This is a genomic window from Vibrio sinus, from assembly GCF_023634645.1.
GTDB classification, from domain to species: Bacteria; Pseudomonadota; Gammaproteobacteria; order Enterobacterales; family Vibrionaceae; genus Vibrio; species Vibrio sinus.
Genome location: NZ_JAMKMR010000001.1, coordinates 514498 through 534081, shown reverse-complemented (window position 1 = coordinate 534081; position 19584 = coordinate 514498). Strand labels below are relative to the sequence as shown.

Here is a 19584-nt window from a genome sequence, read left to right as displayed (position 1 = left end):
TGCATGGTCATAACAGGGAGCTACAATAGTGATTGATACTTCAGTATTTGGGGTTCAATGACCAAAACCCCATATAGTTATTATAAAGTATAATGCACTCTTATAGCCTTGTTTTGTCACCAAACCTTATAATACTGTCTAGTTCTTCGTTATCTTCATAACTCACTCTGTATGTTGGATTACGATTGTAAGCGTTATATGTTTTAATTAATTCTTTAATATAGGACTCTACGTCTTTTAAATATGTTACGTCTTTACATGACTGTTTAAATATTATTTCTATTTTATCTGTTTTTTCGTTATTGTATTTTTTAAGTAGATACGCTATATTTTTAGATGTTTCCCTTGAAGATATATACTCAGAATTTAGATCAATTAACATTCTCCTTAAATATCCTTCACAACCCTTCGCTTTGTTAACATCTATACCGCTCAAGATAGTATTAAAAGATTGGTAATAATTGACTAAGTATTCTAGTTTACTTAGATAATCCGATTTATCAAATGAATATAGTGATTTTCTTTTTAATGATAAATATCTTTGTCTTTTTTGATAACTAATTATTCTTTTCTTTAACTCCTCTAATTTTTTCTTGGGGTAGTGATCGAAAAAGTAAAGCATCAAGTCTCCATTAACCGCCCCGTTACACTCTTCTTGCATCATACCTTCGTATCGATCAAGCCACCTACTTTCACCTGTGTGACACTCTACAACATTAGACTTCGCTATAATTTTTAGAAAAACTCTTGCGGCTAAGTATTCTTTGGTCATCCTGATTATTTTTTTATAATCACTAAATAAAGGTACATGATTATTTTTAAAATAAATTGTGCTATTTTTGCATCTTAGTATTTTATTTTTATTCTTGTGAAATATTTTTTTACTATCAGACAATTGTATCAATAAATCTATATATAACACTCCATGTCTAAAAGAGTTTGTTTCTTCTAGATTTGTTAACATTCTTAATTGTCTAGTGTTTGTCGTTTCTCTAAAAATACCACCTAACTTACAGTTAATTAAATTCTTTGTCGCCGAGAAATGATTGTTTAGGTTTAGTATTATTTCCATAATATATATTTTAATCCATGATAAAGATATGGCTTTATTATAATAAGGTAGCTACCAAATCAAGATACCAGTCTATCTTACAAGGGATTATACCTTTGAAATAAGTTATTAAATTTAACATAAATCACAGTAAAACTTACAAATAAAATCAATGTGATACTTATCTTAAATTAACCCTATCTGCGAGTTTTTAAATAAAGTTAACGGATGAATATGAATTAGCCACCATCCTAATGGATGGCTACTCATATTTTAATTGTTAGATCTGATGATAATTCCAGTCAATCTAGTAAGATTTACTTTATATGAAGATGGATTAATTTTATTAATACTTTATGGGTGTGAGAAGGCGTTCATATCATTCGTTCCATTGCACCCAGTTTATGCAGCTCTATTTATTAGCTGAGCTGCATAAGCGAACTTGTGCTCATTCAACTGCAAAGCCCTTCATTACCCTGCTTTTTCTTAAGAGGTACCATCACGTTATTGTCATACTTCCACATATCTCCGGTTGCTGCATCAATAAGAAACCCCCATCCATTTAAAATGTTTACCCAATATGAAGGCGTCACAGACTTTTTGACCACCACGGTTGCATGGTCATAACAAGGATCTACAACAGTGATTGATACTTCAGTATTTGTAGAAGGAACCGCTACTATGGTTGTTGGTAGGGTAGTTTGATACGTCCCACTAGGGGTTGTAATGTCAACTTTAGGTTTGGCATCATTTGAGGTTTTTGCTAGTATCGTTTGGCTGCCACTATTAAACATAGTCGAGCACCCTGCCAGAGCAAGTACTGATATAACTAAAGTGATTCTCATTTTTTAACTTCCTTTGCATTAATGAAAAGATACATTCAACTATCATCCTAGTAGACGACTATGTCTTACGTATAATAGTAAGCTTTAATTGCCATCTCTAAAACGTTGTGTGCGTTGCAAAGTTTGACCATTGAACACCCTGCACAGTACTTTCAGGTTTTAGAGGGATATTATTTACCAATACGTTAAATCAGTAACAGCTAGTCTTCCATGACACAACCCGTACCTGGGAATATGAACCGCGCCGAGTATGTACCAACATTAAAAGTTGGTGGTTATCGCAGCTACCCGGTCATTACCCCCAGTAGTACTGAAAAAAGCTTCATTGATAAAATGTCTGAAATTGTGTTTGTTCTTTGTAATTTCACTTGGTTTTCCTTGCCTTTTTAAAAGTATTAAAAGGAGTATATGTAGAGAAAACCTTAGAGATGTTTACATGATCCTATGACAAATATTACAATTTTGTATGGTTTATCATTTGAAATGAATGTTAAAAACTGCGCCTTTCTGTTCCGGCAGTAGATTGATCGTGGCATTGTGTAAGTGGGCAATGCTCTGAACCAGACTAAGCCCCAAACCATTACTGGATTCGCTTCTACTTGCATCGGCTGTATAGAAGCGTTCGAAAATGCGTTCCTTGTGCTCTGCATCAATACCGGGGCCGTCATCTCCTAGTTGCAGCATCACCCCTGACTCAGAAGGTTGAAGGTGCACCCATACCCGCCCATTGATTTTTGTGTACTTTATATTGTTTTCAAATACGTTGATGACCATTTGATTGAGTAGCTCGGTATCTCCGGCAACTGAGATTCCGGGTACAATTGCGCTTGAGAGTTGCAGCTTATGATCTTCAAAAACGGGCTTGTAGCTTTCAACGAGATTATCAATCAGCCCGGACAAATCTACTGGAGTAAAGTGAGCTTTTCTCTTGCCTGACTCAATTTCACTGAGGCGCAAAAGACTATTGAATGTGGTTAGCATAGCAGCGACTTGATGTTGTGCTTTTTCTGCGTGCTCGCCTGAGTTGTTGGGATCCATTTCTATTAACTGCAGCTGATTGGCTAACCTAGTTAGTGGGGTTTTTAAATCATGCGCAATACCTATAGTGACGTCTTCAATATTGGTATTGAGGTGTTCGATTCTAGCCAACATTTGATTAATGTGCATCGATAGACGGTCAAATTCATCGGCTTTATCTGATGTGGGCAAACGTTCTCCAAGGTCTAATGCCCCAATAGATTCTAGGCTATCCGAAAGCAAATCTAGCCTTTGGTACACTTTGTGACTTAGCTGGTATGCGATTAACACAGACAGTGGTAGTGCGGTCAGACACACCCATACTAGCCCACTTAAAATAGCACTGCGCGTGGACTGATAGTCATAGCTTTCATTTGCCGCGATGACCAGTGTTCCACCACTATCAAAGCTCCGACGAAGAACCCTGATGTTGAGGTGTTCAATATGAATCTCACCATGTTCGTCAGTTTGGCTGATGTCTATATGTTGCCAGCTCCAACCTGACGTGGCTTTAGCAAGAGGTAAGTATCCGTACCTTTGATTATTGACATCAAGATATATGGCGTACTGATTATTCTGAATTCGACTATTCCAGAATGATAGGTCGTTCAGATCACTTGCTTCAAGGCTAAATTCTTCATTAAGCCAGCTAATTCCTTTCTTATCAATCTCTTCGGCTATCCAAATAAATGCTTCACTTTGCTCCTGTTTGTCAGCTTGATTGGTTTTATAAAGAAATGCCCCTCCAACGATACCCAGCAAGATTAAAGCTGAGACGAAAAAAAGTGCAGAGGAGATCAATGTATATTTAAATGTAGAGGATCGCCAAATCGTACCAGAGCTCAACTCAGAAAGAGAGGACATAGCCTGCCCCGCGTACAGTTTTAATTAGCTCGGTGTTGAAAGCTTTGTCTACTTTGTTTCTCAGTCTGCTGACATGAGTTTGAACGAGGCTGGTATTAGGGTCAAATTGAAACCCCCATACTTGTTCAAGCAACATAGTTTTAGTAACGAGCTCCCCTTGATTGGAAAGTAACAACTCAAGTATTTGATATTCACGAGGCAGCAACTCTAACTCGATACCAGAGTGCGTTACTTTTCGGCTAAGTTTGTCCAATGTAAGTGGACCTGCTGTTAACTGGGTTGAGTTTTCGCTAAATGGCTGGCGGCGAGCTAAAGCCTTAACTCTGGCATTGAGCTCTTCAAAAGCGAATGGTTTGACCATGTAATCGTCGGCACCGGCTTCAAGGCCAGCTACTCTATCTCCTATGCTGTCTTTAGCGGTGAGGATGAGTACAGGAGAATACACTTGGCTTTGCCGCAGCACGCGTACAGCATCAATACCATCCATACCCGGTAGCATGCGATCGAATATGATGACATCGAAATGCTCACTTGCGGCACGAATAAGCCCTGTTTTTGCTTCAGTTTCATGAAAAATAGAATGACCTTGCTCGAAAAAACCTTTAGTAATGAACCCAGCAATCTCTAAGTCGTCTTCCACTAAAAGTAGCTTCATTTGCAGTGCTCCCTCACAGCTTTTTACCCAAAGAACTTAATGTTGGCGATTTGCGGTAAAGTTTAGTGCGATTGCAGCCAGTTTGTTAGATTCTCTATGGTGATTTTCGTGTTTTCTTATCGGTTTTAATGTATTACATACTAAAAATTGAGCATGTGCTAATTTGAGCAAAGAGGAGTGAAACTCACTCTACACCGAGAGTAGTAAGGGTAAATCTTGAGCCAGAATATCTCAGTCTGGCTCAAATGGATATTTGGGTCTAACCTGCAGAGCTCTGATTCGATTCAATGTCCACAACATTATCAGGAATCACAGTGACGCCTTTTTCTTTTAACCAGGCTTCGAGGTTATCAGAACCACCGATGTATTGTCCGTCTAACCAAATTTGCGGTACGGTAACGGGTGTTTTTAGACCAATATGGGCTTTAACTTCAGGGATCATTCGATATAACGCTGAGCTGTCTTTGACGACATCAAAATACTGGTAGTCGATACCCGCTTCGTCTAACAAGTTCTTGGCTTTGACACAGAATGGGCATGTGGCTTTACCGTAAACAATATTGCCTTTTAAGGTATCTCGTTTGGTCCACTCTTGAATGACAGATTGAACCAATACACCACGGTTCAGCGCTTCGCCTTGGCTGATGACTTTTCCTTCCACCATAATAATGGGCGCATGCCAAGCGCCAACCTTTAAAGGTTCCCACCAATTAGAAAGCCAGTCTTTCACTTCCAAATCGATAGGCACGTCAGACAGCTCATTGGCAAACGTGTCCGATAAGATATCTTTAGTTAGTGTGCACTCACCGCAGGGGATGTTCACTTTAAATGGCCCCCAGCTTCCTGCCCAGCGGTATAAGGTAACTTTAATTGGTGTGGTCATGTGCGTTTGCTCCTGAATGTCTGCTCTGTATTAGTAGAACTTGTCACTCAGTTGTTTCTTTCATTGATTTTTGTTTTTTTGCTTCCCAATGGGTAATAAATGCAACCGATGCAATGATAATGGCTGCACCTAGCCACAATCTACCTGGCGGCACCCAATGAAAGACCAGCCATCCTGCCAGAACGTTTAGCGGTAATTTGGCATGATCGAAAGGTTGCACGAACGATGCATCCGCCACCGAGTATGCTTTGACAATGGCCCACTGTGCCAACGCCGTCATAACCCCTGCGATTACTAATATGATCCAGATGGTGGCCCCTTTCGGTGTTGTCCACTCGGGAAAGGCAAGTAGCAGGTTAAAAGGGGTAATCAGTAGCAGCAAATAGACGACAATCGTTGAGGGAGAGTCGGTTGCAGACAGCTTCTTAACCATTAGGGAGTAACAGGCCCAAAAGAAAGCGGCTCCAATGGGGAGCATGGATGCCCAGCTAAAAGCGTCAGACCAAGGCTCTAATATGATCATGGCTCCGATAAAGCCAAACAGTGTTGCTCCCCAGCGCGCCACACCGACGTTTTCTTTCAACAGCAAGCCTGAGCCTATGGTTGCAAATAAAGGAGAGGTCATGAGAAGGGCGATGCCTTGCCAAATGGGAACAGGGTAGGCGAGTGCCCACAGCCAAAGTTGAATGCCAATAACAGACAAAAACACACGAAAGATATGCATGCCGAGAAAGTTAGTTTTTAATGATTCTCGAATGCCTAACGAATTCAAGTAAGGCAAAATGGCGCAGAGGGCAATAAAGTACTGGATCAGCCCAACAGTGGTTGAGGTTAATCCATAGTGGATGCTTGCAACTTGTACCAAGCTGTTGACTAAGGCAAAGGAAAGGCCCGCAGTGAGCATCCATATTGCCCCTTTAATAGGAGAATGTTCCATTGATTTTTGTAGTAGCGGTCATGGTTTGGTTTAGCATAATGGCATAGTGAGTGAAATGGAAAAAGAAAATGCCTCCAATAAATTGGAGGCAAAGGACATGAAAGTCACAACAATCCCAATACCTAAGCAATGACGTTTCAAGGTCTTCGACGCTAAAAGCACCACGAGGGAGCTTAGGTACAGAACAACAAGATGTAAGTGCAAATACGTGCGTAGTATTCGCAACTTAGAGCAGAGCAATCAACGTGCCAAAACGACATACCTAATTAAATGGGCATTGAGTAACAGCTCGGAACAAAAAGTTGCCCCAATTTAGTGAGTTATCACTAATTTAGGGCAACACAGTAGCGCGTACTGATAACAATTCGAATAGTGATGATAATTTCGGCTACAATAGCAAAAATTGAAGAGAAAAAATGAAGCGGCGAAGGTAGGTGACATGTATTCAGTAACAATGGGTGAAAGAGTGATTGTTCCAACTAAAGTGGTCTGCGTTGGCAGAAATTATTTGGATCATATTCAAGAGCTAAACAACTCTGTTCCTGATGAAATGGTGGTGTTTAACAAGCCTGCTAGTAGCATCGCTCATCAGCTTTACGCCTCTCATCATGAACCTTTGCATTATGAAGCTGAGATTTGCTTTCTTGTGCAAGATGGTGACTACCATGGGGTCGGCGTTGGATTGGATTTAACCAAAAGAGAGTTGCAATCAAGTCTAAAAGCAAAAGGGCTTCCTTGGGAGCGGGCAAAAAGTTTCGACAATTCCGCCGTATTCAGTCGCTTTGTGTCCTTACAAGGTATCGATATGTCTGATCTTCAGATTGAGTTGTACATTAATAGTGTTAGGGTTCAGTGCGGTCATGTTAAACAGATGATGTATCCGCCAAGTGTTATCTTAGATGAGCTTCGATCATACACCACATTATGTGATGGGGATATTGTGATGACTGGAACACCAGAAGGTGTGGGTGAGGTCCATCAAGGCGATGTGTTTGTATGTCGCCTTAAATGCGGAGAAGAAACGTTAGTTGAAGTTGAGTGGCATGCCCAATAACGTGAACGTCACCAGAGCTAAATTTGAATAAAGGGGCGAGCCCCTTTATTCTGCGTGTTCTAGACTTTTATTCGTCGTTAGTTGTTTGAGGCAGGGTCAGAAATAAATACCGTTTTCTTGAATACTTGACCATTTTGATTTTTTACTAGCAATGTATAACTTTTATTTGCATGTGTTACAGCAGGAATATAAAACGTGCCGGATTTATCTGTAGTAAACGTTTCCGTTGTCGTTGCCCCTTTTAGCTGAACTGGATAATTACTAAGAGCATGGCCATTTTCCGATACAGTTACATTAGTCAAATTACTCATTGGCGTAACCTTGAATTGGACGTCACCTGTACTCTGGGTTATTGCTGTAGAAGAAACGGTATTTACAGCTGTAGCGTTTGTTGGCGTGCTTGTCGCGGCAAAAACACTGGCTGAAGCTAAAGCAGAAATGGCTAAGAGAGATAGAATTGATTTTTTCATAATATACGCTCCAAATAAGCTTAATAATTAACCTAGGATTCAGTGTTAAAATTACGTTTGTAATTAATGTTTCCTTTGATTCGTATATTATTCTTTTTAGAGTGAACGAGACATGAATAACCTTGTTCATCTAGTTAACCGAATATCAGCTTGTGGTTAAATTCCGGAAAGGATTATATTAAATTGGGGGTTTAATTAGTTGTTTGACTAAATATTAGCCAGCCTATACCCTCAAGTGCGATAGGGCACTTGAGGGATGCAAGCATAAAATTAAGGAATCTATTGCCCAGCGTCTTCAGATGCTAAATGTTCCGAAGGTGTTGAAATGTGAAAGACGGGATTATCGTATTGCTCATATTTCATCCGGTAGTAATCTAGGTAGTACTGGCCTTGCCCGGCAAGGTTAAAGGTGAAAAACATGGCTCTTCTTGAGTGTTGTGAGCGGTTTGCTTCGGAATAGTGTGGGACGTAAGAGTCAAATAAGACTACGTCACCAGGCTTGGCTTCAAGCATCTGCCAATCTAAATGTTTACAAACTTCTTCTTGAATATCTCCATGCAGGGCTCCTCCTTGATAACGAGGGAAGACAGGCAGATATTGTTGGTTGATAAGCTCGGTTGACTCAAATAACGCCTTATCCAACTGCTTGTAATTGGTTGCAAAATTCAGGCATCCATTTTCCTGTGTAGCTTCGTCGAGAAATATGGCGGCAGTGACGTGATAGTTAGGCTCGAAATGACGATAGGCGACGACATCTTGGTGTGGCCTAAATGCTCCGCCTCCAGGATTTTTGGCATTGCACTTGTCTTTAAATAACGCTACAGGCTGACCAATTTCATCTTGTATGAGTTTGGCAAGTTTAGGAACCAATGTGCGCTTAATGAATTCGTGGCTTTCGGTTAAATATTCTATTCGGCATACTTTTGTCGGATCGTCTCTCTCTGGCACCACAATGAGTTGTTTTGGTGACGTTTTATAAAACTGAGCCAGTGAAGAGCCGCTGCGTTGTACTTGTTGTAAAATGTCTTTGGCTTGTGCGGTGAGCTGTCTGTCCGTGGTATCAAGCTGTGAGATTTCGCTAGGCGATAGCGCTTTAGCAAGGACTTTGTAACCGTATAAATTGAACACTTCACTATTACTCATACAATGTTATCTCTTTGATTGGTTGGAACTACATTCTGTAGGTGTTGCAAATATCCACTGAAATTTTCGTGGCTGAGCGTGATGTCCTTACCTTCGTCGTCCCATCGCCTTAACTGCACAGCCTGCTTAAAATAGGTTTCTTTTTCAAAGGACAGACACTCCAAGTTAGACATCACACCACCTTGATTAGCAAGGGAATCTTTGGAGGCCGCTGACAGTGTTTCGTAATAATTTGGCACTGTGGCGCATAGGTATCGTTTTGCTTGAGCATGCAAGCGGATTGGCTCTGTTACTTCTGGGGGGAGCCAATGGCTAAGGTATTCAGCGCCCAGTTTGTCGTGCCGGTAGTTTCCGTAGGCAATACTTGTTTGTTCCAGTAGATGGCCAATATCGTGAAGTAAAGCGGCGATGATGAGCGCTTCGCTTGCGCCATCTTTTATTGCTAACTCGGCGCATTGCATGGCATGCTGAGATTGAGACACATCTTCGCCATATCGCATGTGCCCCAGTTCGTCATAAAGATTGGTGAGAGTATTCAATAATTCGGTAGTCATGTCCGCCAACCTGATTTGCGTATTTCAATATGAATGCGCAGGATACTGGAATCCACATTAGAGTAGGTTGACGAGTGGTTGAACTTTTTATGACAGTAGGAATGAGGCTAACTAAGCTAGACGCAAATGAGTCTACGCCTAGCAGGTGTTTTACAGGGCTAGTAGCTCCGGTATGTAAGGTTTGTTGTGATCTAAGTTGAGCAGTTGGCAGACAATACCACAAATATCTGTCTGACGTATTTCGCAATCTTGATGAGTAAAAGCATCCCCAATGACAAAGAAAGGCACTTGTCGCTCTTCTGGCAAAATCCCACCATGAGAAAGATCATTGTTCATACCATGATCGCTCGTAACAATAATTTGGTATCCATCAGCTAACCACGTCTCAAGGTAGTTTGAAAGGATGATATCTGCCATGCGCGCACTGTTACGATATTGGCGTGAATCTAAGCCATGTTTGTGGCCAGTGTCGTCAATATTCATCGGATGGATAAGTAAGATATCTGGCTCGTGGCTGCATCGTAAGTGTTCGGCGTCAAGGAACAGGGCTTCATCTGGATAATGATCCCAGTGATAGAAGCAGCCATGTTGGATATTGAGTGTTTCATCGCTGGTAAATCTATCGCGTTTGGCATTAAATGGGGCGCGATTATAGAGCTCACTGATCCAATGATACGCCGCAGCGGCAGTGACTTTACCTTGCGCTTTTGCGAGGCTAAAAATGGATTCATGGTGAGAGAGCCGGGCAATATCGTTGTTGACGATGCCGCTTTCGACGGGGCGAACGCCAGTTAAGATGCATTCGTATAGTGGTCGTGACATGGAAGGCAGCTCACTTGTCACTTGATAAAGTTTGGCTTTTTGTAGTTCGATTAATCCGTTCAAGTAGCCCATACAGTTTTGGGCGACATGAAAGTTCAGACCATCCAAAACCACAAGAATGACCTTCTTGCTCATAGTGATATTTCTCTTGATTCAAATATTTTCATTAAGTTGGACCTACCCAGTGACCAACACCGTTGTGAAATATGGATTTTGACGTTGCGCGGAAATGTCGGTTTCAACCCCAGCTTAAAATGGTCCAGTTTGGTTGGTCTGCGATTGCTCTTAATCGAGGGCATGGATTGACTAGGTACGCGAAGTCTGCAAACTCACACAAAGGTTGGTCATTGATTGAATCGGTATAGAAATGAATCACAGAGTACTCGGTTGTTTGTGATGCTAGCCATTGTTGTAATCGAGTGACTTTACCTTCGCGATAACTTGGTATGCCTGATATCTCGGTGGTGAAACAGCCTTGGTTTTCAACCAAATCGATGCCTAGCGCATTGGGAATGCCGATGCGTTTGCCAACGGCCTCCACGAGAAAGGTAACGCTCGCGGAGATAATGACCATATCGATTCCATCGCGGGCAAGCTGCTCGATGAGGGTAATGGATTGAGGGTATTGTTTCGGTAATATGTATTGTTCCACACACTCCGAGACTAGTGATTTCACCTCTTCGACAGGGATATTAGCAATGGGAGAAATGGCAAACTTTAAATAGTCGCCCATGTCCATTCTTCCTTGTGCGTACAGCGTCATCAATCGCTTATCTTCTTCTATAAAATCTGGACGTATCGCTATACCTTTTGCCACTAAAAATTCGTGCCATAAGGACGCACAGTCGGTGCTAATTAACGTTTCGTCCATGTCGAATACGTATAAAGGTTTAGACATGTTGATTTCTCACTAATTAAAATACTCCAATTAACCCTAACAGAAGTGATAACCGGTTTATAGACTCATCATTCTATTAATTAACAATAATCCAAATAAAATGGAAGTTTATTGAGAATGCAGTCATGAAAACTTCGATTATTTTTATTATCACAGGTTCGGTAAATAAATGGGATGTGATTTAACATTTTGAAAATCAATGAAATTTGGTATTTCTCCTTAATTATTAATGGCTGTGAAATGTAATCTTAATTAATTTGAAATATTTCAAGAATAATAATTAGGCTCCATCGCCATATTATTACTAATGAAAGATTAGGTTTATGAACAAGAAATCCATCGCGTCAACCATTGCTATTAGTGCGATTGCATTGGTTGCGCTAGCTGGTTGTAGCCAAAGTAAATCACCCTCCTCATCAAACACTCAATCTTCTGCGTTTTCCAAAGCACAAAGTGCCGTCACTGCGACGCCTTCTGTGCTAAAAGAGTTGGCAAAAGAAGCGAAGAAGCAAGGTCAAATTCACAGTGTCGGAATGCCTAATAATTGGGCGAATTATTCTGAGACATGGAAAGATATTGAGAATAAGTATCACATCAAACACACTGATAACAACATGACCTCAGGTCAAGAAATTGCGACCTTTATCGCCCAAGGTAAACACGCCAACGCAGACATCGGTGATGTGGGCTTTAGTTATTGTAAGATTGCGGATAAGAAGGGCTTACTAGCCAAGTTTAAGCCAACAACATGGAACTCAATTCCTGAGTGGGCGAAGACGCCAGACGGTGCCTGTATGCTCTCGTATACAGGTACTATCGCTTTTCTCGTTGATAAATCCCTAGTGAAGACTGTCCCTACAAGTTGGCATGATCTAGTCAATGGACACTACAAGATCTCTATCGGTCGAGTTGGTAGTGCGGGTCAAGCTAACGCGGCGTTGTTGTCTGCGGCCCATGCTATGGGTGGCAATGAAGACAACCTAAAACCGGGATACACCTATTTTGAAAAATTAGCGAAAAACCACCGCCTTACTTTAGAAACACCAACGTTGGCCAACGTTGCTAAAGGTGGTATCGGTGTTGCCATTATGTGGGACTTTAATGCGCTAAACATGCACGCGTTACTTAAAAATAACAGTAACTTCGAAGTGCTGATCCCAAGTGATGGAGCGGTCACCAATGGCTACTCTACTGCGCTAAATATTAACGGTAAGCAGTTAGCTGCGGCAAAACTGTCTCGTGAATATATGCTCAGTGATCAAGGGCAAATTAACTTTGCTAAAGGTAACGCGCGTCCAATTCGTAGCGATGTCAAGTTACCTGAAGCAATCAAGAAGAAACTACTACCAGCGTCAGAATATAAAAATACCTTCCATATCAAAAACTATTCGGCATGGACTAAGACAGTTAAGTCTATTCCTGCCAATTGGCAACAATATGTCATGCCTTATCTAAGCTAAGTCTTACATACGGTGTTAACGATTAACCGGGGCATGTACCCCGGTTAATATTCTTTTTACTCGCAGTTAACCGAATTATGATCAATAAACGCGTCCCTTTAAAAGCGCTGACTTGTCTTGTTCCACTTATCCTAATATTTCTGCTCTTTCAGGTTGCTCCGTTGATTTGGGTAGTGATACATGGCTTTTTGGACAATGACAGTTTTTCGCTACACAATTTTATTACGATTTTCACGAACAAACTTTACTATCAAGCCATCACCAATAGTTTGATAGTGTCATTTTGGTCAAGCTTGATTGGTATTATATTAGGGACATTGTGCGCCTATTCTGTCCATCAGGTGGGTGGGCGAGTACGCGACGTAACTTTGTCTTTTTCGAATTTGACCAGCAACTTCTGTGGCGTGCCGCTCGCCTTTGCTTTTATCGTTGTATTCGGCCTAAGTGGTGTATTTACCCTCATTTTAAAACACTTCGGTGTCACCAATTTCAATATCTTCTCACTGGATGGCATTGTCGTGATTTATAGCTACTTCCAGATTCCTTTAGGCTTGTTACTCATCTATCCGAGCATGGACAACATACAAAGTGAATGGAAAGAAGCCTCATCTTTGCTCGGTGGAAGCGGGTTCGATTACAACAGCAAGATTTTGTTACCCATGCTATCCAGACCGATTCTTGGCACATTTATTATCTTGTTTGCAAATGCAATGGGCGCTTATGCGACCGCATACGCGCTGACCTCGGGTGAGTTTAATTTATTAACCATTCGAATCGCGGACATGATTAGTGGAAGTATATTCTTGCAACCAGATATGGCGAGTGCGATGGCTTTGATCTTAATTTTGGTGTTGGTGGTGATCTCGATTGCTAATCATTTTTTGTTAAAAGGGTCGTTTGATGAAAAGCAGTAAATTGAAGCATTATTTGATCATCGCGATTGTTATGTTGTTCCTTCTGTTGCCGTTACTGGGAATTACCGTCTATTCCTTTGTCAATGAATGGGCATCCACCATTTTACCTAGTGGCTTTACCTTACATTGGTATAAAGTGCTTTGGTCAAATCCGTTGTTTATCACGGCTTTTGAACATTCAATTTGGATCTGCATCGCTTCGATAGTGTTCAGCGTATTGTTTGTGACCCCAGCCATTTTCGTTGTTCACTATTATTTCCCAAAATTTGAAAAGTACATGGAAATTCTTGTACTACTTCCTTTTGCTTTGCCGCCTGTGGTGGCGAGTATCGGCTTATTGAACCTGTATTCGAATGGCCCATTTACTTTGGTCGGATCACCATGGATGCTCATTTTGATCTATGTCACCATTGCCTTGCCTTACATATACCGAAGTATTATCAATAACTTGCATGGGATTAATGTTCACGAGTTGTTGGATGCGGCGCACCTGTTGGGCAGCAGCACGTTTCGAGCGTTTTTTGAAATCGTGGTGCCGATGTTGAAAAAGGGGCTGTTCATCTCAGTGTTTCTCTCGTTTTCAATTTTAATTGGTGAGTTTGTTTATGCTCAGATGCTGGTAGGTAGTGCTTATGAAACGTTACAGGTCTTCATTTATAACGAAAAAATGGGTACCAGTGGTCATTATCAAAGCGCTATCGTGATTTCTTATTTTGCTTTCACTTTACTCATCACACTCTTTGCCACCTTGCTAACAAATAGGAAAAAATCATGAGCTATCTACAAGTTAAAAATTTAGCAAAATCATTTTCTGGGAATCCGGTATTTCGTGATATTTCCTTTGATATTAACCAAGGTGAGTTTGTTAGTTTGCTCGGCGCAAGTGGTTGTGGTAAGTCGACGTTGCTGCGCAGCCTTTCTGGGCTAACGCCATTAGACCGAGGTCAGATGATTTTAGCAGGCCAAGATATGACGACGGTTGCGCCAAAAGATCGCAAGATAGGTATGATGTTTCAATCTTACGCGCTCTTTCCAAATATGACGGTTTGGCAAAATATCGCTTACGGTTTAAAAGTGAATGGCAAAAGCAAAGATGAAATTCAAAGCCGAGTGAAACAAGTTATTGAGTTGGTTGAATTAAAAGGAAAAGAGTCCGCGTATCCGCATTCCTTGTCTGGAGGGCAAAAGCAGCGAGTTGCCTTGGCGAGGACACTGGTTGTTCACCCTAAACTGCTATTGCTTGATGAGCCGTTTTCGGCACTTGATGCCAAAATTCGTCGTCAGTTACGTGATCAAATGCTGGAGATTCAGAAAGAGCTGAATATTACCACTATTTTGGTTACCCATGATCAAGAAGAAGCATTGGCCCTTTCTGATCGTATTTTGCTGATGGAAAAAGGGCAGATTATACAATCCGGAAATGCCGAATCTATCTACACAGCACCTGCTAGCACCTCTATCGCTCAGTTTATCGGCAATTTTAACATATTAAATAAACATGAAGCCGAGCAGTTTGGGTTGCATCAGGTGGTAGACCAAGTAGCGATTCGACCTGAGTCGATATACATCATTGAAAATGATATCAGGATTCGTGGAGAAGGCTATAGCGACGTTTATCAAGCCACGGTGAAAAAGCGCGCTCTATTGGGGAATATTATTCGTTATCAAGTTGAGTCGAACTCAGTGCTGTTAACCGTTGATACCTTATTTCGTAATACCCGTCAGTTGCACGATATTGGCTCATCGATTGAAATTTGTCTTGCAACGAGTGAAGTCAAACAAGTGTCGTGATTGCCCTTCTAAAACATAGCTTTGCTCAATAAGTTACGTTATTGTTAGCGCTCAACGAAGAGGTTGAGCAAAGCTTATTTTATAGCTATACCCAAATGCAAGTGACCTCTTATCTATCACCAATTTTGTCACAGGTCTAGACGCGATAATGAACACCTTTGCGATGACATTAGTCATCATTTCCGCTGTTTTTCATGCTGGCTGGAATATTCTTGGTAAGAGCAGTCGTGGTTCGGGTGTCGCGTTTACGCTTTCCGCTAGTGCGACAGTGTCGGTGATTCTTACGCCTTATATTATTTGGTATTTGCTTGAAATAGGTTGGCATACTTTACCCGAATCATTTTGGATTATGGTGTTAGCGAGTGGCATTTTCCAAATTGTCTATTTGGTCGGTCTGATCGTTGCCTACAAACATGCTGAAATCGGCGTGATTTATCCAATAGTCCGAGCCTTGCCCGTACTGATGGTTGGGATAGTGACCTCCCTTCTTGGTAGCTTACTCAATGCGACTCAGTGGAGTGGGTTTGTGTTAATCACTTTGGGATGCGTATTGGTGCCATTAACCAGTATGCGCGACTTAAAATGGCGATCCTATTGCAACCTTGGCGTCTTTTGGTCATTCATTGCCGCCATTGGTACGACAGGCTACTCCATCGTGGATAAACATGCACTTGGTTTGGCATCCAAGTTAACCCAGCAAGTGATGAGTGATACTTATACCGCCATTTTCTATTTGGGCGTTCAGTTTTTGGCTATCGCTCTACCTATATTGGTTTGGTGCCTCTTTACCTTTAAGACCAACGAAATCAGGCAAGCATGGAAGATTAAAAAGCAAGCTGGGGTGGCGGGCGTAATGATGGCAGGGACTTACGGACTGGTGCTCATTGCAATGGATATGACGGCAAACGTCAGTCTTGTAGTAGCGCTTCGTCAAGTAAGCATTGTATTTGGTGTCATTATGGGTTGTGTTTTTCTAAAAGAATCGTGGAGTTATGCTCGCATGGCTGGCGTTACGATGATCTTAGTGGGGTTGGTGCTGTCTTTAAGTTAAACGTTGAAAATGCGATAACCCTGTTGATGTTTCGGATTAGTCTATGATTATGGGTAGTAAAGTGTCACAAGACTAGGGATAGCAAACAAAATGTCGATTTGGCGGCGGTTATTCATTCATCCAATCAGGCGAAGGCATCAAGCTTTTCTGCTCGCCTTAGCCTCTCTGTCGCTTTTATCCTCGAATGTTCACGCAGAAACCATGACGATAGCAATTGGCAATGTGTATAGAGATGCAGAGCTTGCAAAGCAATTTGGTGTCACGTTAGAGCCCGATCTGAAATACATTTACAATGCGTTGGGTATAGATGTCCGGTTTGTCTACTTGCCAAATGAAAGGGCGCTAAGGAGTGCCAATCAGGGGCAGTATGATGCGTTAGACCTGAGAATTGGTCACCTTGAAAACGAAGAAAATCTGGTTAGGGTCGATGTGCCGCTAGCAGATATGGAAATATTTTTGTTTAGTGTTGGCCCAGAGTATTATTCCCACCTTTCAGAAATCGAAGATAAGGTGGTCGCCGCGCATTTAGGCATGCGTTACGTAGAAAAGCTGAAGGAATACAAAAAAATCTACCGAGTAGATTCTGGCATGCAAGGGGCAATGATGCTAGAGAAAGGCCGGGTGGACGTGTGGTTTGCTCCTAAAGTGATGTACCTTTCTTTAAAAGATAAATTCCCGCAAATAAAAGTGGCCAGCCCTGTTATCTCATACGAGCCCCTTTATCACTATATTCACAAGTCACATGCACACTTGTTGCCGAAATTAGAAAGTGCGGCAAAACGCCTCATGCAAGAGAAACGACCAGAAAGTTATGAAGCGGCGACACAATAAATATCACCAACGAGAGAAAATGGTAGCTGGATGAAGCGATTTACTCCACTTATTTTTCTCTTTAGCAGTTTTGCGATATTTGAGACTCAAGCTGAATATTTGTCCGGTTTTGGCTCAGTGGCAGCCAATTATTATGTGCCTTCTCCCGGCACCAAAGATCGTTCCCCTTATGTGGATAACACCAGTGTGGCTCTGTATGGTGGAAGCCGCTTTGATTGGGGAGAATTGTACGGTACCGCTTCCCTACATTATCTCAATAAGAGCTCAGAGCAGTGGCGAACTAGGTTGAAAGGCAGTGTCGCGTATAAAACTGGGTTTAAAGAATTGCGGCTCTATGCTCAAAGCCATTCAGTGGATGGTCCTGGATTTAGTGTGGATGAGAGAGCGATGGGCTTAAGTTATCGATTTGAAGGCCAAGGTTGGTTTGTGGCCCCTTGGGTTGGCGCGCTATACTCCAATACCCAAAGACAAAGCATCGGCTACAACGGTTTTAATGGTGGAATCGTTGGCATCCGAGGTGCTTATACTTTCAAGATAATGGAGGAAAAATTTCGTATTGTTGGATGGAATGAAACAGAATTCTCTCGTGACGCGAGCTACTTAGCGGTTATGTCTGAAACATCGAGAGCGTCTCTCAATGGTGCTCTAGCTATTTTGTGGCAAGCCAATGACACTGTCTCTATGGGTATTCGCTACCGATTTATGTATAACAACTTGTTTCTCCCGGTAAACACCAACGCCGTTATTTATTCTGTGCAATTTAACCTTCCATAAACGCTGTGAAACGTTGAACTAATCACGCTTGTGCTCTCAAGTTTGACTATAAATCCATGTAATTACTGTACAAAGTAAGTCAGATTTCCTGCATAAAGATACACTGAAACATTCTTTTAACATTGGCTGTCGCAAGATTCAGCCAAATTTGAGAAGGAAGTGTCTATGTCTGCAAATGAAGATTACTTAGCCAAACGGCAATTAAAAAAAGGAGCAGGTGGATGGATTTTGCTCGCGGGATTGGGCGTGTCCTACGTAATTTCAGGAGACTTCGCAGGTTGGAATTTTGGTATTGCTCAAGCAGGCTGGGGTGGCTTCGTTATCGCGGCGTTATTAATGGGGGGGATGTACTTTGCACTTGTGCTATCTCTTGCGGAAATGTCCGCCGCCATCCCCACAGCAGGTGGAGGCAGTAGCTTTGCACGCCAAGCAATGGGGCCGCTAGGAGGTTACATTGCAGGACTGTCCGTATTAATCGAGTATGCATTGGCACCAGCGGCTGTGGTCATTTTTATTGGCTCTGCGGTTCATGAACTAACGGGATTTAACGGCCCACTTGTCTACGCGGTATTTTATTTGGTGTTTGTCGGCATACATATCTATGGGGCGGGTGAAGCGTTAAAAGCGATGATGGTCATCAGTGCTTTAGCCATAGTTGCGATTGTCTTGACGAGTGTTACGCTTGTTCCAGAATTCGATGCTACACGCTTGTTCGATATTGTTCCAGAAGGGAGTGGAAATAGCTTTTTACCTTTCGGTTATTATGGAGTTTGGGCAGCGTTACCTTTTGCGATGTGGTTATTTTTAGCCGTTGAGGGCGTACCCTTGGCAGCTGAAGAAGCAAAAGATCCCGCGAAAGATATCCCTAGAGCCACTATTGGCGCGATGTTGATATTAACGGTGACCGCAGTATTGGTGGTGGTTTTACTCGCGGGTGCCGCGGGCGCTCAACTCATTGGTAGTAGTGCGGTACCACTTGTTGATGCCCTCAAAACCACAGGACACAGCCATGTTGCTATTTTGGTTAATATCCTTGGGCTTGCGGGCTTAATCGCATCATTTTTTTCAACTATTTTTGGTTACAGTCGATTAACGTTTGCTTTATCTCGGGCAGGGTACTTGCCTGCAAAGCTGTCACTAACGAGCAAACGTAAGGTGCCAGTTCGAGCCTTGGTGTTCCCCGCGATAATAGGCTTTTTGATTTCGCTTTCTGGCCAAGGTGATCTCATTCTTGCCATGGCAGTTGTTGGGGCAACGGTATCTTATGCATTGATGTCAGCCAGTCATATTGTACTGCGTATTAAACAGCCAAACCTTCCTCGGCCGTATAAAACGCCTGGAGGCATCGTGACCTCGGGCCTTGCTCTATTGCTGTCGCTTGTCGCGCTGACCGGTGTTTTTGCTTACAACGAACATGCGTTTCTCTACACCATGGCATTGCTGCTTGTCGGTGTCGGCTACTACTTCTTAACAGGTAAGCATAAACGGGTAGCAAAAAGTGCAGAAGAAGAGTTTGCCTTGTTAGCTCAAGCAGAAATTGAACTTGAGTCGTAGTGAGTGAAGCGGTACC

At 42.0% G+C, this 19584-nt stretch carries 21 protein-coding genes; 10 read left to right on the top strand and 11 right to left on the bottom strand.

What is annotated here, in order from left to right; translation table 11 throughout:
* Positions 1 to 100 precede the first annotated feature (100 nt).
* A complete protein-coding gene (locus M9194_RS02340) occupies positions 101 to 1072 on the bottom strand; it encodes a hypothetical protein (protein ID WP_250610738.1) in 972 nt (323 codons plus the stop codon).
* Between the two features lie 431 nt (positions 1073 to 1503).
* A complete protein-coding gene (locus M9194_RS02335) occupies positions 1504 to 1896 on the bottom strand; it encodes a hypothetical protein (protein ID WP_250610737.1) in 393 nt (130 codons plus the stop codon).
* A gap of 210 nt (positions 1897 to 2106) precedes the next feature.
* On the opposite strand from M9194_RS02335, the gene M9194_RS02330 reads away from it, so the two are divergent.
* Entirely contained in the window at positions 2107 to 2286 is a 180-nt protein-coding gene (locus M9194_RS02330) for a hypothetical protein (protein WP_250610734.1), read from the top strand.
* Between the two features lie 84 nt (positions 2287 to 2370).
* Here the strand turns inward: M9194_RS02330 and M9194_RS02325 are convergent, their stop codons facing one another.
* The 4 genes from M9194_RS02325 to M9194_RS02310 form a co-directional block, all read right to left on the bottom strand.
* Positions 2371 to 3777, bottom strand: a complete 1407-nt coding sequence (locus tag M9194_RS02325; protein WP_250610732.1) for a sensor histidine kinase — start codon at positions 3775 to 3777, stop codon at positions 2371 to 2373.
* Positions 3761 to 4432 (bottom strand): response regulator transcription factor, encoded by a 672-nt coding sequence (locus M9194_RS02320; protein WP_250610730.1) that lies wholly within the window; start codon positions 4430 to 4432, stop codon positions 3761 to 3763. Before M9194_RS02320 ends, M9194_RS02325 begins: the two co-directional genes overlap by 17 nt.
* Before the next feature lie 259 nt (positions 4433 to 4691).
* Positions 4692 to 5315 (bottom strand): glutaredoxin domain-containing protein, encoded by a 624-nt coding sequence (locus M9194_RS02315; protein ID WP_250610728.1) that lies wholly within the window; start codon positions 5313 to 5315, stop codon positions 4692 to 4694.
* 43 nt (positions 5316 to 5358) lie between these two features.
* The gene (locus M9194_RS02310; protein WP_250610726.1) at positions 5359 to 6252 is read right to left on the bottom strand and encodes a DMT family transporter; all 894 of its coding nucleotides are present in this window, start codon (positions 6250 to 6252) and stop codon (positions 5359 to 5361) included.
* A 439-nt stretch (positions 6253 to 6691) separates the two neighbouring features.
* Here M9194_RS02310 and M9194_RS02305 point away from each other — a divergent pair, with 439 nt between their 5' ends.
* On the top strand, positions 6692 to 7306 hold the full coding sequence (locus M9194_RS02305) for a fumarylacetoacetate hydrolase family protein (RefSeq protein WP_250610724.1): 615 nt from the start codon (positions 6692 to 6694) through the stop codon (positions 7304 to 7306).
* Between the two features lie 77 nt (positions 7307 to 7383).
* Here the strand turns inward: M9194_RS02305 and M9194_RS02300 are convergent, their stop codons facing one another.
* The 5 genes from M9194_RS02300 to M9194_RS02280 all read right to left on the bottom strand — a co-directional run bounded on the left by M9194_RS02300 (position 7384) and on the right by M9194_RS02280 (position 11193).
* Positions 7384 to 7776, bottom strand: coding sequence for a hypothetical protein (locus M9194_RS02300; RefSeq protein ID WP_250610723.1), 393 nt, complete (start codon positions 7774 to 7776; stop codon positions 7384 to 7386).
* A gap of 279 nt (positions 7777 to 8055) precedes the next feature.
* Positions 8056 to 8919 carry a phytanoyl-CoA dioxygenase family protein gene (locus M9194_RS02295; protein ID WP_250610722.1) on the bottom strand — a complete coding sequence of 288 codons (864 nt, stop codon included), beginning with the start codon at positions 8917 to 8919 and terminating at the stop codon, positions 8056 to 8058.
* Positions 8916 to 9473: an HD domain-containing protein gene (locus tag M9194_RS02290; protein ID WP_250610721.1), complete on the bottom strand. Its 558-nt coding sequence runs from the start codon at positions 9471 to 9473 to the stop codon at positions 8916 to 8918. Before M9194_RS02290 ends, M9194_RS02295 begins: the two co-directional genes overlap by 4 nt.
* A 150-nt stretch (positions 9474 to 9623) precedes the next feature.
* Positions 9624 to 10430, bottom strand: coding sequence for an alkaline phosphatase family protein (locus M9194_RS02285; RefSeq protein ID WP_250610720.1), 807 nt, complete (start codon positions 10428 to 10430; stop codon positions 9624 to 9626).
* 103 nt (positions 10431 to 10533) lie between these two features.
* On the bottom strand, positions 10534 to 11193 hold the full coding sequence (locus tag M9194_RS02280; RefSeq protein ID WP_250610719.1) for an HAD family hydrolase: 660 nt from the start codon (positions 11191 to 11193) through the stop codon (positions 10534 to 10536).
* 323 nt (positions 11194 to 11516) lie between these two features.
* Here M9194_RS02280 and M9194_RS02275 point away from each other — a divergent pair, with 323 nt between their 5' ends.
* The 8 genes from M9194_RS02275 (at position 11517) to eat (ending at position 19568) form a co-directional block, all read left to right on the top strand.
* Positions 11517 to 12653, top strand: coding sequence for an ABC transporter substrate-binding protein (locus M9194_RS02275; RefSeq protein ID WP_250610717.1), 1137 nt, complete (start codon positions 11517 to 11519; stop codon positions 12651 to 12653).
* A 77-nt stretch (positions 12654 to 12730) separates the two neighbouring features.
* Entirely contained in the window at positions 12731 to 13567 is an 837-nt protein-coding gene (locus tag M9194_RS02270; protein WP_250610715.1) for an ABC transporter permease, read from the top strand.
* Positions 13554 to 14342, top strand: coding sequence for an ABC transporter permease (locus M9194_RS02265; protein WP_250610714.1), 789 nt, complete (start codon positions 13554 to 13556; stop codon positions 14340 to 14342). The genes M9194_RS02270 and M9194_RS02265 overlap by 14 nt, the downstream gene beginning before the upstream one ends.
* On the top strand, positions 14339 to 15358 hold the full coding sequence (locus M9194_RS02260; protein WP_250610713.1) for an ABC transporter ATP-binding protein: 1020 nt from the start codon (positions 14339 to 14341) through the stop codon (positions 15356 to 15358). The genes M9194_RS02265 and M9194_RS02260 overlap by 4 nt, the downstream gene beginning before the upstream one ends.
* A gap of 148 nt (positions 15359 to 15506) precedes the next feature.
* The gene (locus M9194_RS02255; RefSeq protein WP_250610712.1) at positions 15507 to 16409 is read left to right on the top strand and encodes an EamA family transporter; all 903 of its coding nucleotides are present in this window, start codon (positions 15507 to 15509) and stop codon (positions 16407 to 16409) included.
* Positions 16410 to 16610: 201 nt separating this feature from the next.
* Positions 16611 to 17240 carry a substrate-binding periplasmic protein gene (locus M9194_RS02250; RefSeq protein ID WP_250610711.1) on the top strand — a complete coding sequence of 210 codons (630 nt, stop codon included), beginning with the start codon at positions 16611 to 16613 and terminating at the stop codon, positions 17238 to 17240.
* A gap of 30 nt (positions 17241 to 17270) precedes the next feature.
* Positions 17271 to 18014 (top strand): outer membrane protein OmpK, encoded by a 744-nt coding sequence (locus M9194_RS02245; RefSeq protein WP_250610710.1) that lies wholly within the window; start codon positions 17271 to 17273, stop codon positions 18012 to 18014.
* 165 nt (positions 18015 to 18179) lie between these two features.
* A complete protein-coding gene (gene eat / locus M9194_RS02240) occupies positions 18180 to 19568 on the top strand; it encodes an ethanolamine permease (RefSeq protein WP_250610709.1) in 1389 nt (462 codons plus the stop codon).
* The last annotated feature ends 16 nt before the right edge of the window (positions 19569 to 19584 follow it).

Excerpts from the sequence above, each read along its gene's own strand:
- M9194_RS02325 (WP_250610732.1), bottom strand. The coding sequence starts at position 3,777 with ATGTCCTCTCTTTCTGAGTTGAGCTCTGGTACGATTTGGCGATCCTCT.
- M9194_RS02330 (WP_250610734.1), top strand. The coding sequence starts at position 2,107 with ATGACACAACCCGTACCTGGGAATATGAACCGCGCCGAGTATGTACCA.
- M9194_RS02310 (WP_250610726.1), bottom strand. The coding sequence starts at position 6,252 with ATGGAACATTCTCCTATTAAAGGGGCAATATGGATGCTCACTGCGGGC.
- M9194_RS02340 (WP_250610738.1), bottom strand. The coding sequence starts at position 1,072 with ATGGAAATAATACTAAACCTAAACAATCATTTCTCGGCGACAAAGAAT.
- M9194_RS02335 (WP_250610737.1), bottom strand. The coding sequence starts at position 1,896 with ATGAGAATCACTTTAGTTATATCAGTACTTGCTCTGGCAGGGTGCTCG.
- M9194_RS02255 (WP_250610712.1), top strand. The coding sequence starts at position 15,507 with ATGAACACCTTTGCGATGACATTAGTCATCATTTCCGCTGTTTTTCAT.
- M9194_RS02260 (WP_250610713.1), top strand. The coding sequence starts at position 14,339 with ATGAGCTATCTACAAGTTAAAAATTTAGCAAAATCATTTTCTGGGAAT.
- eat (WP_250610709.1), top strand. The coding sequence starts at position 18,180 with ATGTCTGCAAATGAAGATTACTTAGCCAAACGGCAATTAAAAAAAGGA.
- M9194_RS02270 (WP_250610715.1), top strand. The coding sequence starts at position 12,731 with ATGATCAATAAACGCGTCCCTTTAAAAGCGCTGACTTGTCTTGTTCCA.
- M9194_RS02295 (WP_250610722.1), bottom strand. The coding sequence starts at position 8,919 with ATGAGTAATAGTGAAGTGTTCAATTTATACGGTTACAAAGTCCTTGCT.
- M9194_RS02280 (WP_250610719.1), bottom strand. The coding sequence starts at position 11,193 with ATGTCTAAACCTTTATACGTATTCGACATGGACGAAACGTTAATTAGC.
- M9194_RS02245 (WP_250610710.1), top strand. The coding sequence starts at position 17,271 with ATGAAGCGATTTACTCCACTTATTTTTCTCTTTAGCAGTTTTGCGATA.
- M9194_RS02320 (WP_250610730.1), bottom strand. The coding sequence starts at position 4,432 with ATGAAGCTACTTTTAGTGGAAGACGACTTAGAGATTGCTGGGTTCATT.
- M9194_RS02305 (WP_250610724.1), top strand. The coding sequence starts at position 6,692 with ATGTATTCAGTAACAATGGGTGAAAGAGTGATTGTTCCAACTAAAGTG.
- M9194_RS02250 (WP_250610711.1), top strand. The coding sequence starts at position 16,611 with ATGACGATAGCAATTGGCAATGTGTATAGAGATGCAGAGCTTGCAAAG.
- M9194_RS02315 (WP_250610728.1), bottom strand. The coding sequence starts at position 5,315 with ATGACCACACCAATTAAAGTTACCTTATACCGCTGGGCAGGAAGCTGG.
- M9194_RS02265 (WP_250610714.1), top strand. The coding sequence starts at position 13,554 with ATGAAAAGCAGTAAATTGAAGCATTATTTGATCATCGCGATTGTTATG.
- M9194_RS02285 (WP_250610720.1), bottom strand. The coding sequence starts at position 10,430 with ATGAGCAAGAAGGTCATTCTTGTGGTTTTGGATGGTCTGAACTTTCAT.
- M9194_RS02275 (WP_250610717.1), top strand. The coding sequence starts at position 11,517 with ATGAACAAGAAATCCATCGCGTCAACCATTGCTATTAGTGCGATTGCA.
- M9194_RS02290 (WP_250610721.1), bottom strand. The coding sequence starts at position 9,473 with ATGACTACCGAATTATTGAATACTCTCACCAATCTTTATGACGAACTG.
- M9194_RS02300 (WP_250610723.1), bottom strand. The coding sequence starts at position 7,776 with ATGAAAAAATCAATTCTATCTCTCTTAGCCATTTCTGCTTTAGCTTCA.